Below are 14,763 nucleotides of genomic sequence, written 5' to 3'. Positions count from 1 at the left end.
CGCGTCCGCGCGTTTTGCTGTGTGTGCATTTTGCCTTCTCATTTGACTTCTCAACTACCGACGCCGACCGCGCAACAATGGCCGACCCGATCACTTCCCGTTCGCGCCGCGGCGTGAGCGCTCCCGCTCCCGCCGACGACAGCACGCGCAGCCGCGCGCTGCCTCGCTGGCACTACCTCGTCGCACTCGCCGCGGGCGCAGCCAATACGCTGTCCTTCGCACCGACGCCGCACGGCGGCTGGCTGCAGCTCGCGATCTTCGTGTTCTTCTTCGCGTGGCTCACGCGCAGCACCGGCTGGAAAAGCGCCGCGCTGACGGGCGGCGCATTCGGCTTCGGTAATTTCGTGAGCGGGATCTGGTGGCTTTATGTGAGCATGCACTACTACGGCGGCATGCCCGCGCCGCTGGCCGGCACGGCGCTGGTGCTGTTCTCGCTGTATCTCGCCGTCTACCCGGCGCTCGCCGCGGGCTTGTGGTCGTTCTGCGCGGGCCATGCTCAAAACGGCGCCGCCGACGAGCGCGCGCCGTTCTCACCGACCTGGCACGGCGCGCTTGCGTTCGCGAGCGCGTGGGCGATCGGTGAATGGCTGCGCGGCACGGTGTTCACCGGTTTTCCGTGGCTCGCGATCGGCTATGCACAGGTAGATGGCCCGTTCGCGGGGTTTGCGCCGGTGGTCGGCGTGTACGGCGTCGGCTGGATGGCCGCGCTGACGGCCGCGTTGATCGTGCAGGCGCTGCTCGCGCTGCTGCCGTCGTGGCGCTCCGGGCGTGCGGATGAAGCTCGCGATCCGAACACGAGAAGCCGCGTCGCCCCTATCGTCCTGCCCGCCGGCGTCGCGCTCGCACTGATCGTGATCGGCCTGGTGCTGCCGCTCGTGCAATGGACCACACCCGCCAACGCGCCGCTGTCGGTGCGTCTGCTGCAAGGCAACGTGAAACAGGAGATGAAGTTCGAGGAAGCCGGCACGCGCGGGGCGATCGAAGAGTATCGGCAGATGATCACGTCGAAGCCGGCCGATCTGATCGTCACGCCGGAAACCGCGATCCCCGTGCTCGCGCAGCAGTTGCCGCCGAACTTCGCGGCGGCGATCCGGCAGTTCTCGGATTCGACCGGCAGCGCGCTGCTGTTCGGCGCGATCGGCGGCACGGTCACGCCGGACGGCCGCGTGGTCGACTACACCAACAGCCTGTTCGGCGTCACGCCCGGCTCGCACGAGATCTACCGCTACGACAAGCACCACCTGGTGCCGTTCGGCGAATTCGTGCCGTGGGGCTTCCGCTGGTTCGTGAACCTGATGAACATTCCGCTCGGCGACTTCTTCCGCGGCCCGCCGGTGCAACCGCCGTTCATGGTTCATAACCAGCCGGTCGCGGTGAACATCTGCTACGAGGACATCTTCGGCGAGGAGATCGCACGCACGCTGCGCGAGAACGCGACGCCCGCCGGCGTGCTCGTCAACGCGACCAATCTGGCGTGGTTCGGCGACACCATCGCGCTCGACCAGCATCTGCAGATCGCGCGCATGCGCTCGCTCGAAACCGGCCGGCCGATGCTGCGCGCGACCAACACCGGCATGACCGCCGCGATCGACGCCAACGGCCGCGTGATCGGGCGCCTCACGCCGTACACGGTCGGCTCGCTCGACGTGACGGTGCAAGGCACCTCGGGCAGCACGCCTTATGTGACGAGCGGCAACAATACGGTGCTCGCGGTGTCCGCGCTGCTGCTCGCGTTCGGTTTTGCTTTCGGGCCACGGATCGTGCGGCGACGCAACGGCAAGCGGTAGCGCCCACGTCAAATACACCACCCGCAAAAAAAATGCGCCTGACGTGCAGGCGCATTTTTTATGCTCTTTCGAGCTTCCTCAGTCCCTCGGCACCGTATCGATGAATGACTGCCGCAGCGACAGCTTCTGGAAGTGCTTGTCCAGATTCGGATGCGATTCGCGCCAGTTCAGTTCCGGCGTGCGGAAGTCCAGATAGCCGAGCGCGCAGCCTACGGCGATGTCGGCGAGCGTGTAGTGATTGCTCGCGCACCACGGCTTGCTGCCGAGCCCCTGCGACATCGCGATCAGCGCTTCGTCGATCTTGCGCTGCTGCCGCGCGACCCACGCGTCGACGCGCTGCTCGGGCGCGCGCTGCGTGCCTTCGAGACGGATCAGCACGGCCGCGTCGAGCAAGCCGTCGGCGAGCGCTTCCCAGCAGCGCACCTCGATACGCTCGCGCCCCGACGGCGGAATCAGCTTGCCGACCGGCGACAGCGTATCGACGTATTCGCAGATCACCCGCGAATCGAACACGGCCTCGCCGTCTTCCATCACGAGGCAAGGCACCTTGCCGAGCGGATTGAAGGTGTGAATCCGGGTTTCCGGCGCCCAGACGTTCTCGGGCACCAGTTCATAGTCGATCTTCTTGTCGGCAAGCACGATCCGCGCTTTACGCACGAACGGGCTGCCAAACGAACCGATGAGTTTCATCATGACCTTCTGCCTTTATCTGAATCCGGCGAAAGTATAAGTGGTCCAAGGCGTTCGCGAACGTGCGCCCGGCATCTTCGCGAGCTGCCCGCCGAGCCGCTGTGGGCGGATTGCAACATGACCTCGGCCGCCGCGCTGTCGGGATCCGCACAAACCCGGTCAATGTCGGGCGCGGAAAATAGGGCCCTGTGAATCGCGGCGCTACAATCGCACGATGAACCAGCCGACCGAACCCACCATCGCCATCGACGTCTACCGCGCGCGCCGCGAGCGCGTTCTCGCCGCGCTGCGCGCCGCGGGCGGCGGCGTCGCCATCGTCCCCACCGCGCCGGAGGCGCTGCGCAACCGCGACGCCGACTACCCGTACCGTCACGACAGCTACTTCTATTATCTGACCGGCTTCACCGAGCCCGAAGCGCTGCTGGTGCTCGACGCGAGCGCCGCGCCGGGCGCGCCCGCGTCGATCCTGTTCTGCCGCGAGAAAAGCGTCGAGCGCGAGACCTGGGAAGGCTTCCGCTTCGGCCCCGACGGCGCTCGCGAAGCGTTCGGACTCGACGCCGCGTTCCCGTTCGGCGAACTCGACACGCAGCTGCCGCGCATCATCGCCGACAAGCCGGCGCTGCACTACGCGCTTGGCACATCGGCACGGCTCGACGAGCAGGTGCGCGGTTGGCTCGACGCGGTGCGCGCGCAAAGCCGCAGCGGCACCGTCGCGCCGACGGCCGCGCGCGACCTGCTGCCGCTCATCGACGAGATGCGGCTCGTCAAGGACGACCACGAGCTGGCGATCATGCGCCGCGCCGCGCAGATTTCTGCGGCCGCGCATCGTCGCGCGATGACGGCGTGCCGCCCCGGCGTCCGCGAGTACGAACTCGAGGCCGAGCTGCTGTACACGTTCCGCAAGTTCGGCGCGCAGGCCCCGGCCTATGGGTCGATCGTCGCGGCCGGCGCGAACGCATGCGTGCTGCACTACCCGGCCGGCAACGCGATCGCGCGGGACGGCGACCTTATCCTGATCGACGCCGCCTGCGAACTCGATGGCTACGCGTCCGACATCACGCGCACATTCCCGGCGAGCGGCCGTTTCACGCCGGTGCAGCGCGAGCTTTACGACATCGTGCTGGCCGCGCAGCAGGCTGCCGTCGCCGCGACGCACGCCGGCGCGAGCTTCGACGATCCGCACCAGGCCGCGCTGGGAGTGCTGTCGCAGGGGCTGCTCGACACCGGCATCGTGCCGCGCGCGAAGTTCGCCTCGGTCGACGACGTGATCGCCGAGCGCGCCTATGCGCCGTTCTATATGCACCGCACCGGCCACTGGCTCGGCATGGACGTGCACGACTGCGGCGACTACCGCGAGCGCGGCGCGCCACGCGACGAGGCGGGCGCGCTACCGTGGCGCACGCTGCGCGCGTCGATGACGCTGACGATCGAGCCGGGCCTGTACATCCGCCCGGCCGAGGGTGTGCCCGAGCGCTACTGGAATATCGGTATCCGCATAGAGGACGACGCGATCGTCACGCCGTCGGGCTGCGAGCTGATCACGCGCGACGTGCCGGTGGCCGCCGACGAGATCGAAGCCCTGATGCGGGAAGCCCGGACGGGCAATCAAGCCCCGCATGAAGCGAGGACCTGATCCGCGATGAACGATGCTTCTCCGTCGGCGGTGATCCTGAAACCCGCCTCCCACCAGCAGGGGTTCGATTTCGATGTCACGATCGTCGGCGCCGGACCGGTCGGCCTCGCGCTCGCCGGCTGGCTCGCGCGCCGCAGCGTCACGCGCGAGCTGAAGGTCGCGCTCGTCGATGCGCGGGAACCGGAAGACTCGATCGCCGATCCACGCGCGATCGCGGTCTCGCACGGCAGCCGCATGATCCTCGAGCCGCTGCGCTGGCCCGCCGACGCCACCGCGATCGAGCGCATCCACGTGTCGCAACGTGGTCATTTCGGGCGCACGCTGATCGATCATCGCGAGCACGGGCTGCCCGCGCTCGGCTACGTGCTGCGCTACGGCTCCATCGTGCACGGTCTCGCCGACGCGGTGCGGGCGACGCCCGTCCACTGGTTCCGCTCGACCTCGGCGGGCGCGCCGGTTCAGGACTCCGACGGCGTCACGCTGCCGATCGAAACCGCGGGCGTCGCCCGGCACTTGCGCACGCGGATTCTGGTGAACGCCGAGGGCGGACTGTTCGGCGACCAGAAGCGCGCGAAAAGCGTGAGCAGCGTCACGGACGAAGACACCGGCTCCCGCAAGCCCGGCAAGAACAACGGCGGCTCGCGCGACTACGGTCAGACCGCGCTGGTCGGCACGGTCACCGTGTCCGCGCCGCAGCCGCACGTCGCGTGGGAGCGCTTCACGTCGCAAGGCCCGATTGCGCTGCTGCCGATGGGCGGCGTGCGCGGCGCCGACTACGCGCTCGTCTGGTGCTGCGCGCCCGGCGAAGCGGCGCGCCGCGCGCAGCTCTCCGACGAAGCGTTCCTGCGCGAGCTCGACGCCACGTTCGGCGACCGCATGGGCCGTTTTACGCACATCAAGCTGCGCGCATCATTCCCGCTCGGGCTCAACGCGGTCGACACGCTGGTGAACGGCCACATCGTCGCGATCGGCAATGCGGCGCAGACATTGCATCCGGTGGCGGGTCAGGGTCTCAATCTGGGCCTGCGCGACGCGCACGCGCTCGCCGATGCTCTGTCGGCCGAAGGCCCGACGCCGCTCGCGCTCGCGAGCTTCGCGCAGCGCCGCGCGCTCGACCGGCGCCTGACGATCGGCTCGACCGATACGCTCGCGCGCCTGTTCACCGTCGACTTCGCGCCGCTGGCGGTACTGCGCGGCCTCGCGCTGACCGCGCTCGAATTCGTGCCGCCGGTGAAGACCGCGCTCGCCCGGCAGATGATGTTCGGCCAGCGCCGCTAGGCGCGAGAAGCCGCCGTGCGGTTCTATGAACGGCGCGACTTTCATAGAAGATTTAACGGGTTACGGGGGCCGGACGGCGAGTCCCGGCAACCCGTTAACGCTAAAATACAGGTTTTCCCTCGCATTTCGCGCTGCGTCGGCCGTCACGATCTTCAGGTCGTGGTCCGTCGCCTGGGCGCGCTCACGTCATGCCCACTCTCGGCTCCCACAATCTGCGCAACAATCTGTTCGTCGCCCCAATGGCGGGCGTCACCGACCGGCCGTTCCGCCAGCTGTGCAAACGGCTCGGCGCGGGCTACGCGGTGTCGGAAATGGTCGCGTCGAACGCGCAGCTATGGAAAAGCGAAAAGACCATGCGCCGCGCGAACCACGAAGGCGAGGTCGAGCCCATCGCGGTGCAGATCGCCGGCGCGGACCCGGACATGATGGCCGAAGCCGCCCGCTACAACGTCGCGAACGGCGCGCAGATCATCGACATCAACATGGGCTGCCCGGCCAAGAAGGTCTGCAACGTCGCGGCCGGCTCGGCCCTGCTGCAGAACGAGCCGCTCGTGCAGCGGATCGTCGAGGCCGTCGTCAACGCGGTCGGCGTCGGGCCAGACGCGGTGCCTGTCACGTTGAAAATCCGCACCGGCTGGAATCGCGAAAACAGGAACGCGCTGAATGTCGCGCGTCTCGCGCAAGCAGCGGGCATTTCGATGCTGACCGTGCACGGCCGCACGCGCGCCGATCTCTACCACGGTGACGCCGAATACGACACCATCGCCGCGGTGAAAGCGGCGGTACGCATTCCGGTCGTCGCGAACGGCGACATCACCTCGCCGCAAAAAGCGCGCGATGTGCTCGCCGCGACCGGCGCGGACGCGATCATGATCGGTCGCGCCGCGCAGGGCCGGCCGTGGCTGTTTCGCGAAATCGGGCATTTCCTGCAAACGGGCGAGCTGCTGCCGCCGCCGCGCATCGACGAGATCCAGCAGGTGATGAACGAGCATCTCGAAGATCACTACGCTTTCTACGGGGAATTTACCGGTGTGCGCACTGCGCGCAAGCACATCGGCTGGTACACTCGCGGCCTTTCCGGCGCCAACCTGTTCCGGCATCGCATGAATACGCTGGACACCACGCGCGAACAACTCCTCGCCGTCAACGAGTTCTTTGACGCGCAGAAGGCGATCTCAGACCGCCTCGTCTACGTCGACGAAGCGCCCGACAGCCAGGGCGAGGACCCCACCGACCGACTAGCAGCATGAGCAAGAACAATATCGAACAATCCGTCCGCGACAGCCTGGGCGTGTATTTCCAGGATCTCGACGGGTCCAATCCGCACGACGTCTACGACATGGTCATTTCATGCGTGGAAAAACCCTTGCTCGAAGTGGTGCTCGAGCAGGCCGGCGGTAATCAGTCGCTGGCCGCCGAGTATCTCGGCATCAACCGCAATACGCTGCGCAAGAAGCTGCAACAACACGGTTTGCTGTAGCGCGTTGTAGCTTCCGGCGCCCTGCCACGTTTCCCTTCGGCTTTTCGTCTTCATCATGATCAAGCAAGCGCTCATCTCCGTTTCAGACAAGTCCGGCATCGTCGACTTCGCCAAATCGCTGTCGGACCTCGGCATCAAGATCCTGTCGACCGGCGGCACCGCGAAACTGCTCGCGGACGCGGGCCTGTCCGTCACCGAAGTCGCCGACTACACGGGCTTCCCTGAAATGCTCGATGGGCGTGTGAAAACGCTGCATCCGAAGGTGCACGGCGGCATCCTCGCGCGCCGCGATCTGCCCGAGCACATGGCCGCGCTCGAGAAGCATGACATTCCGACCATCGACCTGCTGGTCGTGAACCTGTACCCGTTCGTGCAGACCGTGTCGAAGGAAGAGTGCTCGCTGGAAGACGCGATCGAGAACATCGACATCGGCGGCCCGACCATGCTGCGTTCGGCCGCTAAGAATCACCGCGACGTGACGGTGGTGGTGGATCCTGCCGACTACGCGCTCGTGCTCGACGAAATGCGCGCGAACGGCAACACGGTGTCGTACAAGACGAACTTCCGCCTGGCGACCAAGGTGTACGCGCACACCGCGCAGTACGACGGCGCGATCACGAACTATCTGACGAGCCTGACCGACGAGTTGCAGCACGCCTCGCGCAACGAATATCCGGCCACCTTCAACATGGCGTTCGAGAAGGTGCAGGACCTGCGCTACGGCGAAAACCCGCATCAGAGCGCGGCGTTCTACCGCGACCTGACGGTGCCGGCCGGCGCGCTTGCGAACTACAACCAGTTGCAGGGCAAGGAACTGTCGTACAACAACATCGCCGATTCCGACGCGGCGTGGGAATGCGTGAAGACCTTCGACGTGCCGGCCTGCGTGATCGTCAAGCACGCGAATCCATGCGGCGTCGCGCTCGGCGCGGATGCGCACGAAGCGTACTCGAAGGCGTTCCAGACCGATCCGACCTCGGCGTTCGGCGGCATCATCGCGTTCAATCGTGAAGTTGACGAAGCGGCCGCGCAAGCGGTCGCAAAGCAGTTCGTCGAAGTGCTGATCGCGCCGTCGTTCAGCGCCGAGGCACGCCAGGTGTTCGCGGCGAAGCAGAACGTGCGTCTGCTCGAAATCGCTTTGGGCGAAGGCCACAACACGTTCGATCTGAAGCGCGTCGGCGGCGGCCTGCTGGTGCAGTCGCTCGACTCGAAGAACGTGCAGCCGCGCGAGCTGCGCGTCGTCACGAAGCGTCACCCGACGCCGAAGGAAATGGACGACCTGCTGTTCGCATGGCGCGTCGCGAAGTACGTGAAGTCGAACGCGATCGTGTTCTGCGCGAACGGCATGACGCTCGGCGTCGGCGCGGGCCAGATGAGCCGCGTGGACTCGGCGCGTATCGCGAGCATCAAGGCGCAGAACGCCGGTCTGACGCTGGCGGGTTCGGCGGTCGCGTCGGACGCGTTCTTCCCGTTCCGCGACGGTCTCGACGTGGTCGTCGCGGCAGGCGCGACCTGCGTGATCCAGCCGGGCGGTTCGGTGCGCGACGACGAGGTGGTCATGGCGGCCGACGAGCACAACATCGCGATGGTGCTGACCGGCGTGCGTCACTTCCGTCATTGACCGGCTGAAATTCGATAGCTGAAAAGAGGCCCGGCGGGTTGTCCTGCCGGGCCTTTTGCTTTGGAGCGGCGCGCTCAATCGTTCGGATCTTTGCGGGCGTAACCGTCCCGCACTTGCGGGTGTTGACTGATGTACGTGCCCAAACCCTTGCCGCGCCGCGCAAGACGCTTCAGCACGGCGACATGGTCGGCGCCCACACTCGCCTCTGTGTACCAATACGCGACGCCCGGCCGAAAGCGCACCTTGATGAAATCGTCGCCGATTTCGTAAGCGTCGACACCCGAGTCGCCGCTGAGATTGCGGTAGCGCTCCATTCCCGATGGCCCTCCCTGGGCAATGCCATAGCAGTTTTTATTCCGCCACGCATGCTGCCAGCGGGCCGCCACGCGCCGTGTTCGTTGTAGTATCGCAGGCACCTGGTTTTTAGCGCTCCTGCGGCACTTCATGAGAATTCTCGGCATCGACCCCGGCCTGCGCGTGACCGGCTTCGGCGTGATCGAACAGCACGGCCACACGCTGCGCTACGTCGCGAGCGGCGTGATCCGCACCGCCGACGCCGATCTGCCGTCGCGGCTCGGCACCATCTTCGCAGGCATCTCGACCTTGATCCGCGAGCACGCGCCGGATCAGGCGGCGATCGAAAAAGTCTTCGTCAACGTCAATCCGCAGTCGACGCTGCTGCTCGGCCAGGCGCGCGGCGCAGCGATCTGCGGGCTCGTCGCGGGCGGCGTGCCGGTCGCCGAGTACACCGCCTTGCAGTTGAAGCAGTCGGTGGTCGGCTATGGCCGTGCGACCAAGGAGCAGATGCAGCAGATGGTCGTACGCCTGCTGAGCCTGTCCGGCATACCGGGCACCGACGCCGCCGACGCGCTCGGCATGGCCATCTGCCACGCGCACGGCGGCTCGACGCTGAGCACGCTCGGCGGCATCGCGCCGGCGCTCGCGAAGAAGGGGCTGCGGGTACGGCGCGGCCGTCTGGTCGGCTAGCGCGAGGTGCTAGCCGCTACGCCATACGCACCGCCGATGCGCTGCGCTAAACTCGCGCATTCCCATCCGACTCTGAAAACGAATCCGCCATGATCGGTCGCATTGCCGGCGTTCTGCTGGAAAAAAATCCGCCGCATCTGCTCGTCGACTGCAACGGCGTCGGCTACGAAGTGGACGTGCCGATGAGCACGTTCTACAACCTGCCGTCGACAGGCGAGCGCGTCGTGCTGCTCACACAGACGATCGTGCGCGAGGACGCACATCTGCTGTACGGCTTCGGCACTGCGCAGGAACGCGCGACCTTCCGCGAACTGCTGAAGATTTCCGGCATCGGTGCGCGCATGGCGCTCGCGGTGCTGTCGGGCATGAGCGTCGCGGAGCTTGCGCAGACCGTCACGATGCAGGACGCCGCGCGCCTCACGCGCGTGCCGGGCATCGGCAAGAAGACCGCCGAGCGGCTGCTGCTCGAACTGAAAGGCAAGCTCGGCGCCGACCTCGGCGCGATGGCGGGCGCCGCGTCGGCGTCCGACCACGCGTCCGACATCCTCAATGCGCTGCTCGCGCTCGGCTACTCGGAAAAAGAAGCGCTCGCCGCTATCAAGAACGTGCCCGCTGGCACGGGAGTGTCCGAGGGCATCAAGCTCGCGTTGAAGGCGCTGTCGAAGGGCTAAGCGCCAAGCCGCGCGCGGTACAATGACCCTATGATCGAAACCGACAAACTCGCCGCCGAGCGCATCATCGCGGCCACGCCCGTGTCGCCGAACGAAGAAGCATTCGAGCGCGCGCTGCGTCCGCGCCAGCTCGAGGAATATGTCGGGCAGGAGAAAGTACGCGGCCAGCTCGAAATCTTCATCGAGGCCGCGAAGCGCCGTTCAGAATCGCTCGACCACGTGCTGCTATTCGGCCCGCCGGGCCTCGGCAAGACCACGCTCGCGCACATCATCGCGCGTGAGATGGGCGTCAATCTCCGGCAAACGTCGGGGCCGGTGCTCGAACGCGCCGGCGACCTCGCCGCGCTGCTCACGAATCTGGAAGCCAACGACGTGCTGTTCATCGACGAAATCCACCGGCTCTCGCCGGTCGTCGAGGAAATTCTCTACCCCGCGCTCGAGGATTATCAGATCGACATCATGATCGGCGAGGGGCCGGCCGCGCGCAGCGTGAAGCTCGACCTGCAGCCGTTCACGCTCGTCGGCGCGACCACGCGCGCGGGCATGCTGACCAATCCGCTGCGCGACCGCTTCGGCATCGTTGCGCGGCTCGAGTTCTATAACGCGGAAGAGCTCGCGCGCATCGTCACGCGTTCGGCCTCGCTGCTCGGCGCGCAAATCCATCCGGACGGCGCATTCGAAATCGCCCGTCGCGCGCGCGGCACGCCGCGTATCGCGAACCGCCTGCTGCGGCGGGTGCGCGACTTCGCCGAAGTCAAGGCGGACGGCAACATCACCGCGCAGGTGGCCGACGCCGCGCTCAGCATGCTCGACGTCGACGCGGTCGGCTTCGACCTGATGGACCGCAAGCTGCTCGAAGCGATCCTGTACAAGTTCGACGGCGGCCCGGTCGGTGTCGACAATCTCGCGGCGGCGATCGGCGAGGAGCGCGACACGATCGAAGACGTGCTCGAGCCGTATCTGATCCAGCAGGGCTTCCTGCAGCGCACGCCGCGCGGCCGTGTCGCCACGTTGCTCACCTACCGGCATTTCGGGCTGACCGCGCCGGATTCGTCGAGCGCGCTCCCCGGTCTGTGGGATTCCACGAACTGACTCGTGCGACGAGGCTGACCAGGATGTCCGACCAGACCCAGCAACCCGGCCCTTCCAACCGTTCACCCGTCAATCCCGCCGGCGATCCGTCCGGCAACTTCACGCAGCGGCTCACCCATCGCCTGCGCTCGAAGCTCGCCGCCGGCGTTACACATCTGACGACCGGCAGCGGCCCCGTGCTCGACTACTCGTCACCGCCGGGCGATCCCGGCCTGTTCGGGCCCGACTCGGTCTGCTGGAAAGTCCACGCCGACTTCACGTCGATGATGACGGGCGGCATCAGCGCGCTGCTGCTGCAGGCGCTGCATCCGCTTGCGCTCGCGGGCGTCTGGGACCATTCGAGCTTTCGCACCGACATTCTGGGCCGGTTGCGTCGCACGGCGACGTTCATCGCCGGCACGACGTACGGCAGCAGGGTCGATGCACTTGCGCTGATCGAACGCGTGAAGCGTATCCATCTCGACGTGACCGGCCTCGCGCCGGACGGCCAGTCGTATCGCGCGAGCGAACCCGCCTTGCTGACATGGGTGCACGTCGCCGAAGTGTCGAGCTTCATGACCGCGCATCTGCGCTACGTGAATCCGGTGCTGTCCGTCGCCGCGCAGGATCAATACTTCGCAGAGACCGCGCGCATCGCGGAAATGCTTGGCGCCATCGACATTCCGCGCTCGCGCGCCGAGATCGAAGCGTATCTGCTCGCGATGCGGCCCGCGCTCGTCGCGAGCGAACGCACGCGCGAAGTCGTCCGGATTCTGATGACCGCACCTGCACCAAGCCTGGCCATGCGGCCCGCCGGCACGCTGATGCTCAATGCTGGCGTCGATCTGCTGCCCGACTGGGCGCAGCAGATGCTCGGCTTGAATCGCTACGCGGCACTGCGTCGCACCTTCACGCGGCCCGGCGTGCGGGTCGTCGCGCCGGTGATTCGCTGGGCGCTGGTCAATGGGGTCGCGAAGCGGGCCAAGCGCCGCGCCGCGGCGGCGGTGCGGGAGCGGGATTGATTGCGGCACGCGTCTTGCGAGCTTGCCCGCCTTTGCTTACCGCCCCGGTCCCTTCCTGAAACCATCATCGTCGGCGCTGCCCGCGTCGAGATGCGCTACGTCCGCCCACGACACGATCGTCGCGCGACCGTTCAGGTAATCCACGACGTTCAGGCTGGTGTTCAGCAGCGGGTAGTCGCGCGGTGCGTCGAGCCGCATGCCGGTTGCAAAGCGGCGCACGCAGTCGAGCACGCCCCCATGCGTGACGCAGGCGATGCGCCCGCCCGGATGCGCGGCGACGAGCGGCTCGATCGCATGCACGATGCGATGGTAGAACACACGTTGCGACTCGCCCTCGGGGGGCGCGAAGCCGGGGTCGCGGGTTTGCCACTGCGCGTATTCGTCGGGGAAACGTTGCGCGATTTCGTCGCTGTCATGGCCTTGGAACGCACCGTACGAGCGCTCGCGCAAGTGCTCGCGCGAGAGTAGCGGCAGGCCGAGCGCATCGCCGATCGGCTGCGCGGTCTGGCGCGCGCGCTGCAGGTCGCTTGAATAGATCGCGTCGAGCCGTGCGCCCTGCTTCGCCTCGTCGGCGAAGCGCTGCGCGAGACGCCGCGCCTGGGCGATGCCCGTCGCCGCGAGCGGTATGTCAATGTGGCCTTGAATGCGCTTGATGCGGTTCCAGTCGGTCTCGCCGTGCCGGATAAACAGGATCTGCGTCGTCATGAGAGAGAGGTGCCGTCGTCGATGGGGCCGAGCGGCTATTGTCGCAAAAAGCGCCGGCACACCTCGCTTGCGGCGACGGAGCGCTCGAACGTTAGCGCTCTCTTATGCGTTGGTCTGCAACCAGAACGTGACCGGCCCGTCGTTGACGAGCGACACTTGCATATCCGCGCCGAACTCGCCTGTCTGCACGATCGGATGCTTCGCGCGCGCGGCCGCGACGAAGTAGTCAAACAGGCGCTTGCCCTCGTCGGGCGGCGCGGCTGGCGTAAAGCTCGGGCGCAGGCCGCTGTTGGTATCGGCCGCCAGCGTGAACTGCGAGACGAGCAGCAACCCGCCCGCGCGCCCGGCGCCGTCGAGATTCTGCACCGACAGGTTCATCTTGCCGGCCGCGTCGCTGAATACACGGTAACCGAGCACCTTGGCGAGCAGCTTGTCGGCGACAGCCTCGGTGTCGCCGCGCTCCGCGCACACGAGCGCGAGCAGACCCGCGTCGATCGCGCCCGTCACACGATCGGCGACGCGCACTTCGGCGCGCCGCACGCGTTGGATCAGCGCGATCACGCCGTCAGCGTCACGCGCGCGAAGCGGCGCTTGCCGACTTGCACGACGTACTCGCCCGCTTCGACCTTCAGGCCCTTGTCGGACACCGCGGTGCCGTCGATCTTCACGCCGCCCTGCTCGATGTTGCGCAACGCCTCGCTCGTCGACGGCACGAGGTTCGCCTGCTTCAGCAACTGGCCGATCGCGAGCGGTGCGCCCGCGAGCATCACTGCGGGAATATCGTCGGGCACGCCGCCCTTCGCGCGATGATTGAAGTCTTCGAGCGCGCGCTCGGCATCTGCCTGTGAGTGGAAACGCGCGACGATTTCCTGGCCGAGCATCACCTTGAAGTCGCGCGGATTGCGGCCCGCGTCGGCTTCACGCTTGAAGCCGGCGATCTCGTCGAGCGGGCGGAACGACAGCAGTTCGAAGTAACGCCACATCAGCGTGTCGGAGATGCTCATCAGCTTGCCGAACATGTCGTTCGGCTTTTCGCTGATCCCGATGTAGTTGTTCTTCGACTTCGACATCTTCTCGACGCCGTCGAGCCCTTCGAGCAACGGCATCGTCAGGATGCACTGCTGCTCCTGGCCGTACTGCTTCTGCAACTCGCGGCCGACCAGCAGGTTGAACTTCTGATCCGTGCCGCCGAGTTCGAGGTCTGCGTTCAGTGCGACCGAGTCGTAGCCCTGCATCAGCGGGTACAGGAATTCGTGGATCGAGATCGGCACGCCGCTCTGGAAGCGCTTCGTGAAGTCCTCGCGCTCGAGAATGCGCGCGACCGTGTAACGCGACGCGAGCTTGATCATGCCGTCGGCGCCGAGCGGCATCGACCATTCGCTGTTGTAGCGGATCTCGGTCTTGTCGCGATCGAGCACGAGCGCGGCCTGCTCGAAGTAGGTCTTCGCGTTCGATTCGATCTGCTCGCGCGTGAGCGGCGGGCGGGTCGCGTTACGCCCCGACGGATCGCCGATCAGCGACGTGAAATCGCCGATCAGGAAGATCACCGTGTGGCCGAGGTCCTGCAGTTGGCGCATCTTGTTCAGCACGACCGTGTGACCGATGTGGATGTCGGGCGCGGTCGGATCGAGCCCGAGCTTGATGCGCAGCGGCTTGCCCGTCGCCGCGCTGCGCGCGAGCTTTTGCGCGAATTCGTCTTCGATCAGCAGTTCGTCGACGCCTCGCTTGGTTACGGCGAGCGCGTGACGGACTTCGTCGGTGATCGGGAAGGCGGAAGCGGGATTGGGCTGGGTGGACTCGGTGCTCATGCTGGAAACG

At 66.6% G+C, this 14,763-nt stretch carries 15 protein-coding genes; 10 read left to right on the top strand and 5 right to left on the bottom strand.

The window, feature by feature from the left end:
- The first annotated feature begins 77 nt into the window (after positions 1 to 77).
- The gene (lnt, locus tag LJ655_RS16805) at positions 78 to 1,787 is read left to right on the top strand and encodes an apolipoprotein N-acyltransferase (protein ID WP_230562373.1); all 1,710 of its coding nucleotides are present in this window, start codon (positions 78 to 80) and stop codon (positions 1,785 to 1,787) included.
- A 78-nt stretch (positions 1,788 to 1,865) separates the two neighbouring features.
- Here the strand turns inward: lnt and LJ655_RS16800 are convergent, their stop codons facing one another.
- Positions 1,866 to 2,480, bottom strand: a complete 615-nt coding sequence (locus LJ655_RS16800; RefSeq protein ID WP_230562372.1) for a glutathione S-transferase C-terminal domain-containing protein — start codon at positions 2,478 to 2,480, stop codon at positions 1,866 to 1,868.
- A gap of 211 nt (positions 2,481 to 2,691) precedes the next feature.
- On the opposite strand from LJ655_RS16800, the gene LJ655_RS16795 reads away from it, so the two are divergent.
- The 5 genes from LJ655_RS16795 to purH all read left to right on the top strand — a co-directional run bounded on the left by LJ655_RS16795 (position 2,692) and on the right by purH (position 8,489).
- Positions 2,692 to 4,110, top strand: a complete 1,419-nt coding sequence (locus LJ655_RS16795) for an aminopeptidase P N-terminal domain-containing protein (protein ID WP_230562371.1) — start codon at positions 2,692 to 2,694, stop codon at positions 4,108 to 4,110.
- 6 nt (positions 4,111 to 4,116) lie between these two features.
- Entirely contained in the window at positions 4,117 to 5,388 is a 1,272-nt protein-coding gene (locus LJ655_RS16790) for a UbiH/UbiF/VisC/COQ6 family ubiquinone biosynthesis hydroxylase (protein ID WP_230562370.1), read from the top strand.
- A 188-nt stretch (positions 5,389 to 5,576) separates the two neighbouring features.
- On the top strand, positions 5,577 to 6,638 hold the full coding sequence (dusB, locus tag LJ655_RS16785; protein WP_230562369.1) for a tRNA dihydrouridine synthase DusB: 1,062 nt from the start codon (positions 5,577 to 5,579) through the stop codon (positions 6,636 to 6,638).
- Positions 6,635 to 6,868 carry a Fis family transcriptional regulator gene (locus tag LJ655_RS16780; protein ID WP_020069294.1) on the top strand — a complete coding sequence of 78 codons (234 nt, stop codon included), beginning with the start codon at positions 6,635 to 6,637 and terminating at the stop codon, positions 6,866 to 6,868. The genes dusB and LJ655_RS16780 overlap by 4 nt, the downstream gene beginning before the upstream one ends.
- A gap of 55 nt (positions 6,869 to 6,923) precedes the next feature.
- Complete coding sequence (gene purH / locus LJ655_RS16775; RefSeq protein ID WP_230562368.1) at positions 6,924 to 8,489, top strand: bifunctional phosphoribosylaminoimidazolecarboxamide formyltransferase/IMP cyclohydrolase; 1,566 nt, start codon at positions 6,924 to 6,926, stop codon at positions 8,487 to 8,489.
- Between the two features lie 74 nt (positions 8,490 to 8,563).
- Here purH and LJ655_RS16770 read toward each other — a convergent pair whose 3' ends face one another.
- Positions 8,564 to 8,803 (bottom strand): hypothetical protein, encoded by a 240-nt coding sequence (locus LJ655_RS16770; protein WP_230562515.1) that lies wholly within the window; start codon positions 8,801 to 8,803, stop codon positions 8,564 to 8,566.
- Positions 8,804 to 8,933: 130 nt separating this feature from the next.
- Here LJ655_RS16770 and ruvC point away from each other — a divergent pair, with 130 nt between their 5' ends.
- The 4 genes from ruvC to LJ655_RS16750 all read left to right on the top strand — a co-directional run bounded on the left by ruvC (position 8,934) and on the right by LJ655_RS16750 (position 12,240).
- Positions 8,934 to 9,476, top strand: a complete 543-nt coding sequence (gene ruvC / locus LJ655_RS16765; RefSeq protein ID WP_230562367.1) for a crossover junction endodeoxyribonuclease RuvC — start codon at positions 8,934 to 8,936, stop codon at positions 9,474 to 9,476.
- An 89-nt stretch (positions 9,477 to 9,565) separates the two neighbouring features.
- The gene (ruvA, locus tag LJ655_RS16760) at positions 9,566 to 10,147 is read left to right on the top strand and encodes a Holliday junction branch migration protein RuvA (protein WP_230562366.1); all 582 of its coding nucleotides are present in this window, start codon (positions 9,566 to 9,568) and stop codon (positions 10,145 to 10,147) included.
- A gap of 30 nt (positions 10,148 to 10,177) precedes the next feature.
- Entirely contained in the window at positions 10,178 to 11,239 is a 1,062-nt protein-coding gene (gene ruvB, locus LJ655_RS16755) for a Holliday junction branch migration DNA helicase RuvB (protein ID WP_230562365.1), read from the top strand.
- 23 nt (positions 11,240 to 11,262) lie between these two features.
- A complete protein-coding gene (locus LJ655_RS16750) occupies positions 11,263 to 12,240 on the top strand; it encodes an oxygenase MpaB family protein (RefSeq protein WP_230562364.1) in 978 nt (325 codons plus the stop codon).
- Positions 12,241 to 12,276: 36 nt separating this feature from the next.
- On the opposite strand, the gene LJ655_RS16745 is transcribed toward LJ655_RS16750, so the two are convergent.
- The 3 genes from LJ655_RS16745 to tyrS all read right to left on the bottom strand — a co-directional run bounded on the left by LJ655_RS16745 (position 12,277) and on the right by tyrS (position 14,753).
- Complete coding sequence (locus LJ655_RS16745; protein ID WP_230562363.1) at positions 12,277 to 12,945, bottom strand: histidine phosphatase family protein; 669 nt, start codon at positions 12,943 to 12,945, stop codon at positions 12,277 to 12,279.
- Between the two features lie 102 nt (positions 12,946 to 13,047).
- Positions 13,048 to 13,506 (bottom strand): D-aminoacyl-tRNA deacylase, encoded by a 459-nt coding sequence (gene dtd / locus LJ655_RS16740; RefSeq protein WP_230562362.1) that lies wholly within the window; start codon positions 13,504 to 13,506, stop codon positions 13,048 to 13,050.
- The gene (tyrS, locus tag LJ655_RS16735; protein ID WP_230562361.1) at positions 13,503 to 14,753 is read right to left on the bottom strand and encodes a tyrosine--tRNA ligase; all 1,251 of its coding nucleotides are present in this window, start codon (positions 14,751 to 14,753) and stop codon (positions 13,503 to 13,505) included. Before tyrS ends, dtd begins: the two co-directional genes overlap by 4 nt.
- Positions 14,754 to 14,763: the final 10 nt, after the last annotated feature.

Source organism: Paraburkholderia translucens, assembly GCF_020881035.1.
Taxonomy (GTDB): Bacteria; Pseudomonadota; Gammaproteobacteria; order Burkholderiales; family Burkholderiaceae; genus Paraburkholderia; species Paraburkholderia translucens.
Note: the sequence above shows the minus strand (reverse complement) of the source record. Positions and strands in the feature narration are given on the sequence as shown.

What these genes read in the sequence shown, in the direction of transcription:
- lnt (WP_230562373.1), top strand. Translation starts at nt 78, where the DNA reads ATGGCCGACCCGATCACTTCCCGTTCGCGCCGCGGCGTGAGCGCTCCC.
- LJ655_RS16800 (WP_230562372.1), bottom strand. Translation starts at nt 2,480, where the DNA reads ATGATGAAACTCATCGGTTCGTTTGGCAGCCCGTTCGTGCGTAAAGCG.
- LJ655_RS16795 (WP_230562371.1), top strand. Translation starts at nt 2,692, where the DNA reads ATGAACCAGCCGACCGAACCCACCATCGCCATCGACGTCTACCGCGCG.
- LJ655_RS16790 (WP_230562370.1), top strand. Translation starts at nt 4,117, where the DNA reads ATGAACGATGCTTCTCCGTCGGCGGTGATCCTGAAACCCGCCTCCCAC.
- dusB (WP_230562369.1), top strand. Translation starts at nt 5,577, where the DNA reads ATGCCCACTCTCGGCTCCCACAATCTGCGCAACAATCTGTTCGTCGCC.
- LJ655_RS16780 (WP_020069294.1), top strand. Translation starts at nt 6,635, where the DNA reads ATGAGCAAGAACAATATCGAACAATCCGTCCGCGACAGCCTGGGCGTG.
- purH (WP_230562368.1), top strand. Translation starts at nt 6,924, where the DNA reads ATGATCAAGCAAGCGCTCATCTCCGTTTCAGACAAGTCCGGCATCGTC.
- LJ655_RS16770 (WP_230562515.1), bottom strand. Translation starts at nt 8,803, where the DNA reads ATGGAGCGCTACCGCAATCTCAGCGGCGACTCGGGTGTCGACGCTTAC.
- ruvC (WP_230562367.1), top strand. Translation starts at nt 8,934, where the DNA reads ATGAGAATTCTCGGCATCGACCCCGGCCTGCGCGTGACCGGCTTCGGC.
- ruvA (WP_230562366.1), top strand. Translation starts at nt 9,566, where the DNA reads ATGATCGGTCGCATTGCCGGCGTTCTGCTGGAAAAAAATCCGCCGCAT.
- ruvB (WP_230562365.1), top strand. Translation starts at nt 10,178, where the DNA reads ATGATCGAAACCGACAAACTCGCCGCCGAGCGCATCATCGCGGCCACG.
- LJ655_RS16750 (WP_230562364.1), top strand. Translation starts at nt 11,263, where the DNA reads ATGTCCGACCAGACCCAGCAACCCGGCCCTTCCAACCGTTCACCCGTC.
- LJ655_RS16745 (WP_230562363.1), bottom strand. Translation starts at nt 12,945, where the DNA reads ATGACGACGCAGATCCTGTTTATCCGGCACGGCGAGACCGACTGGAAC.
- tyrS (WP_230562361.1), bottom strand. Translation starts at nt 14,753, where the DNA reads ATGAGCACCGAGTCCACCCAGCCCAATCCCGCTTCCGCCTTCCCGATC.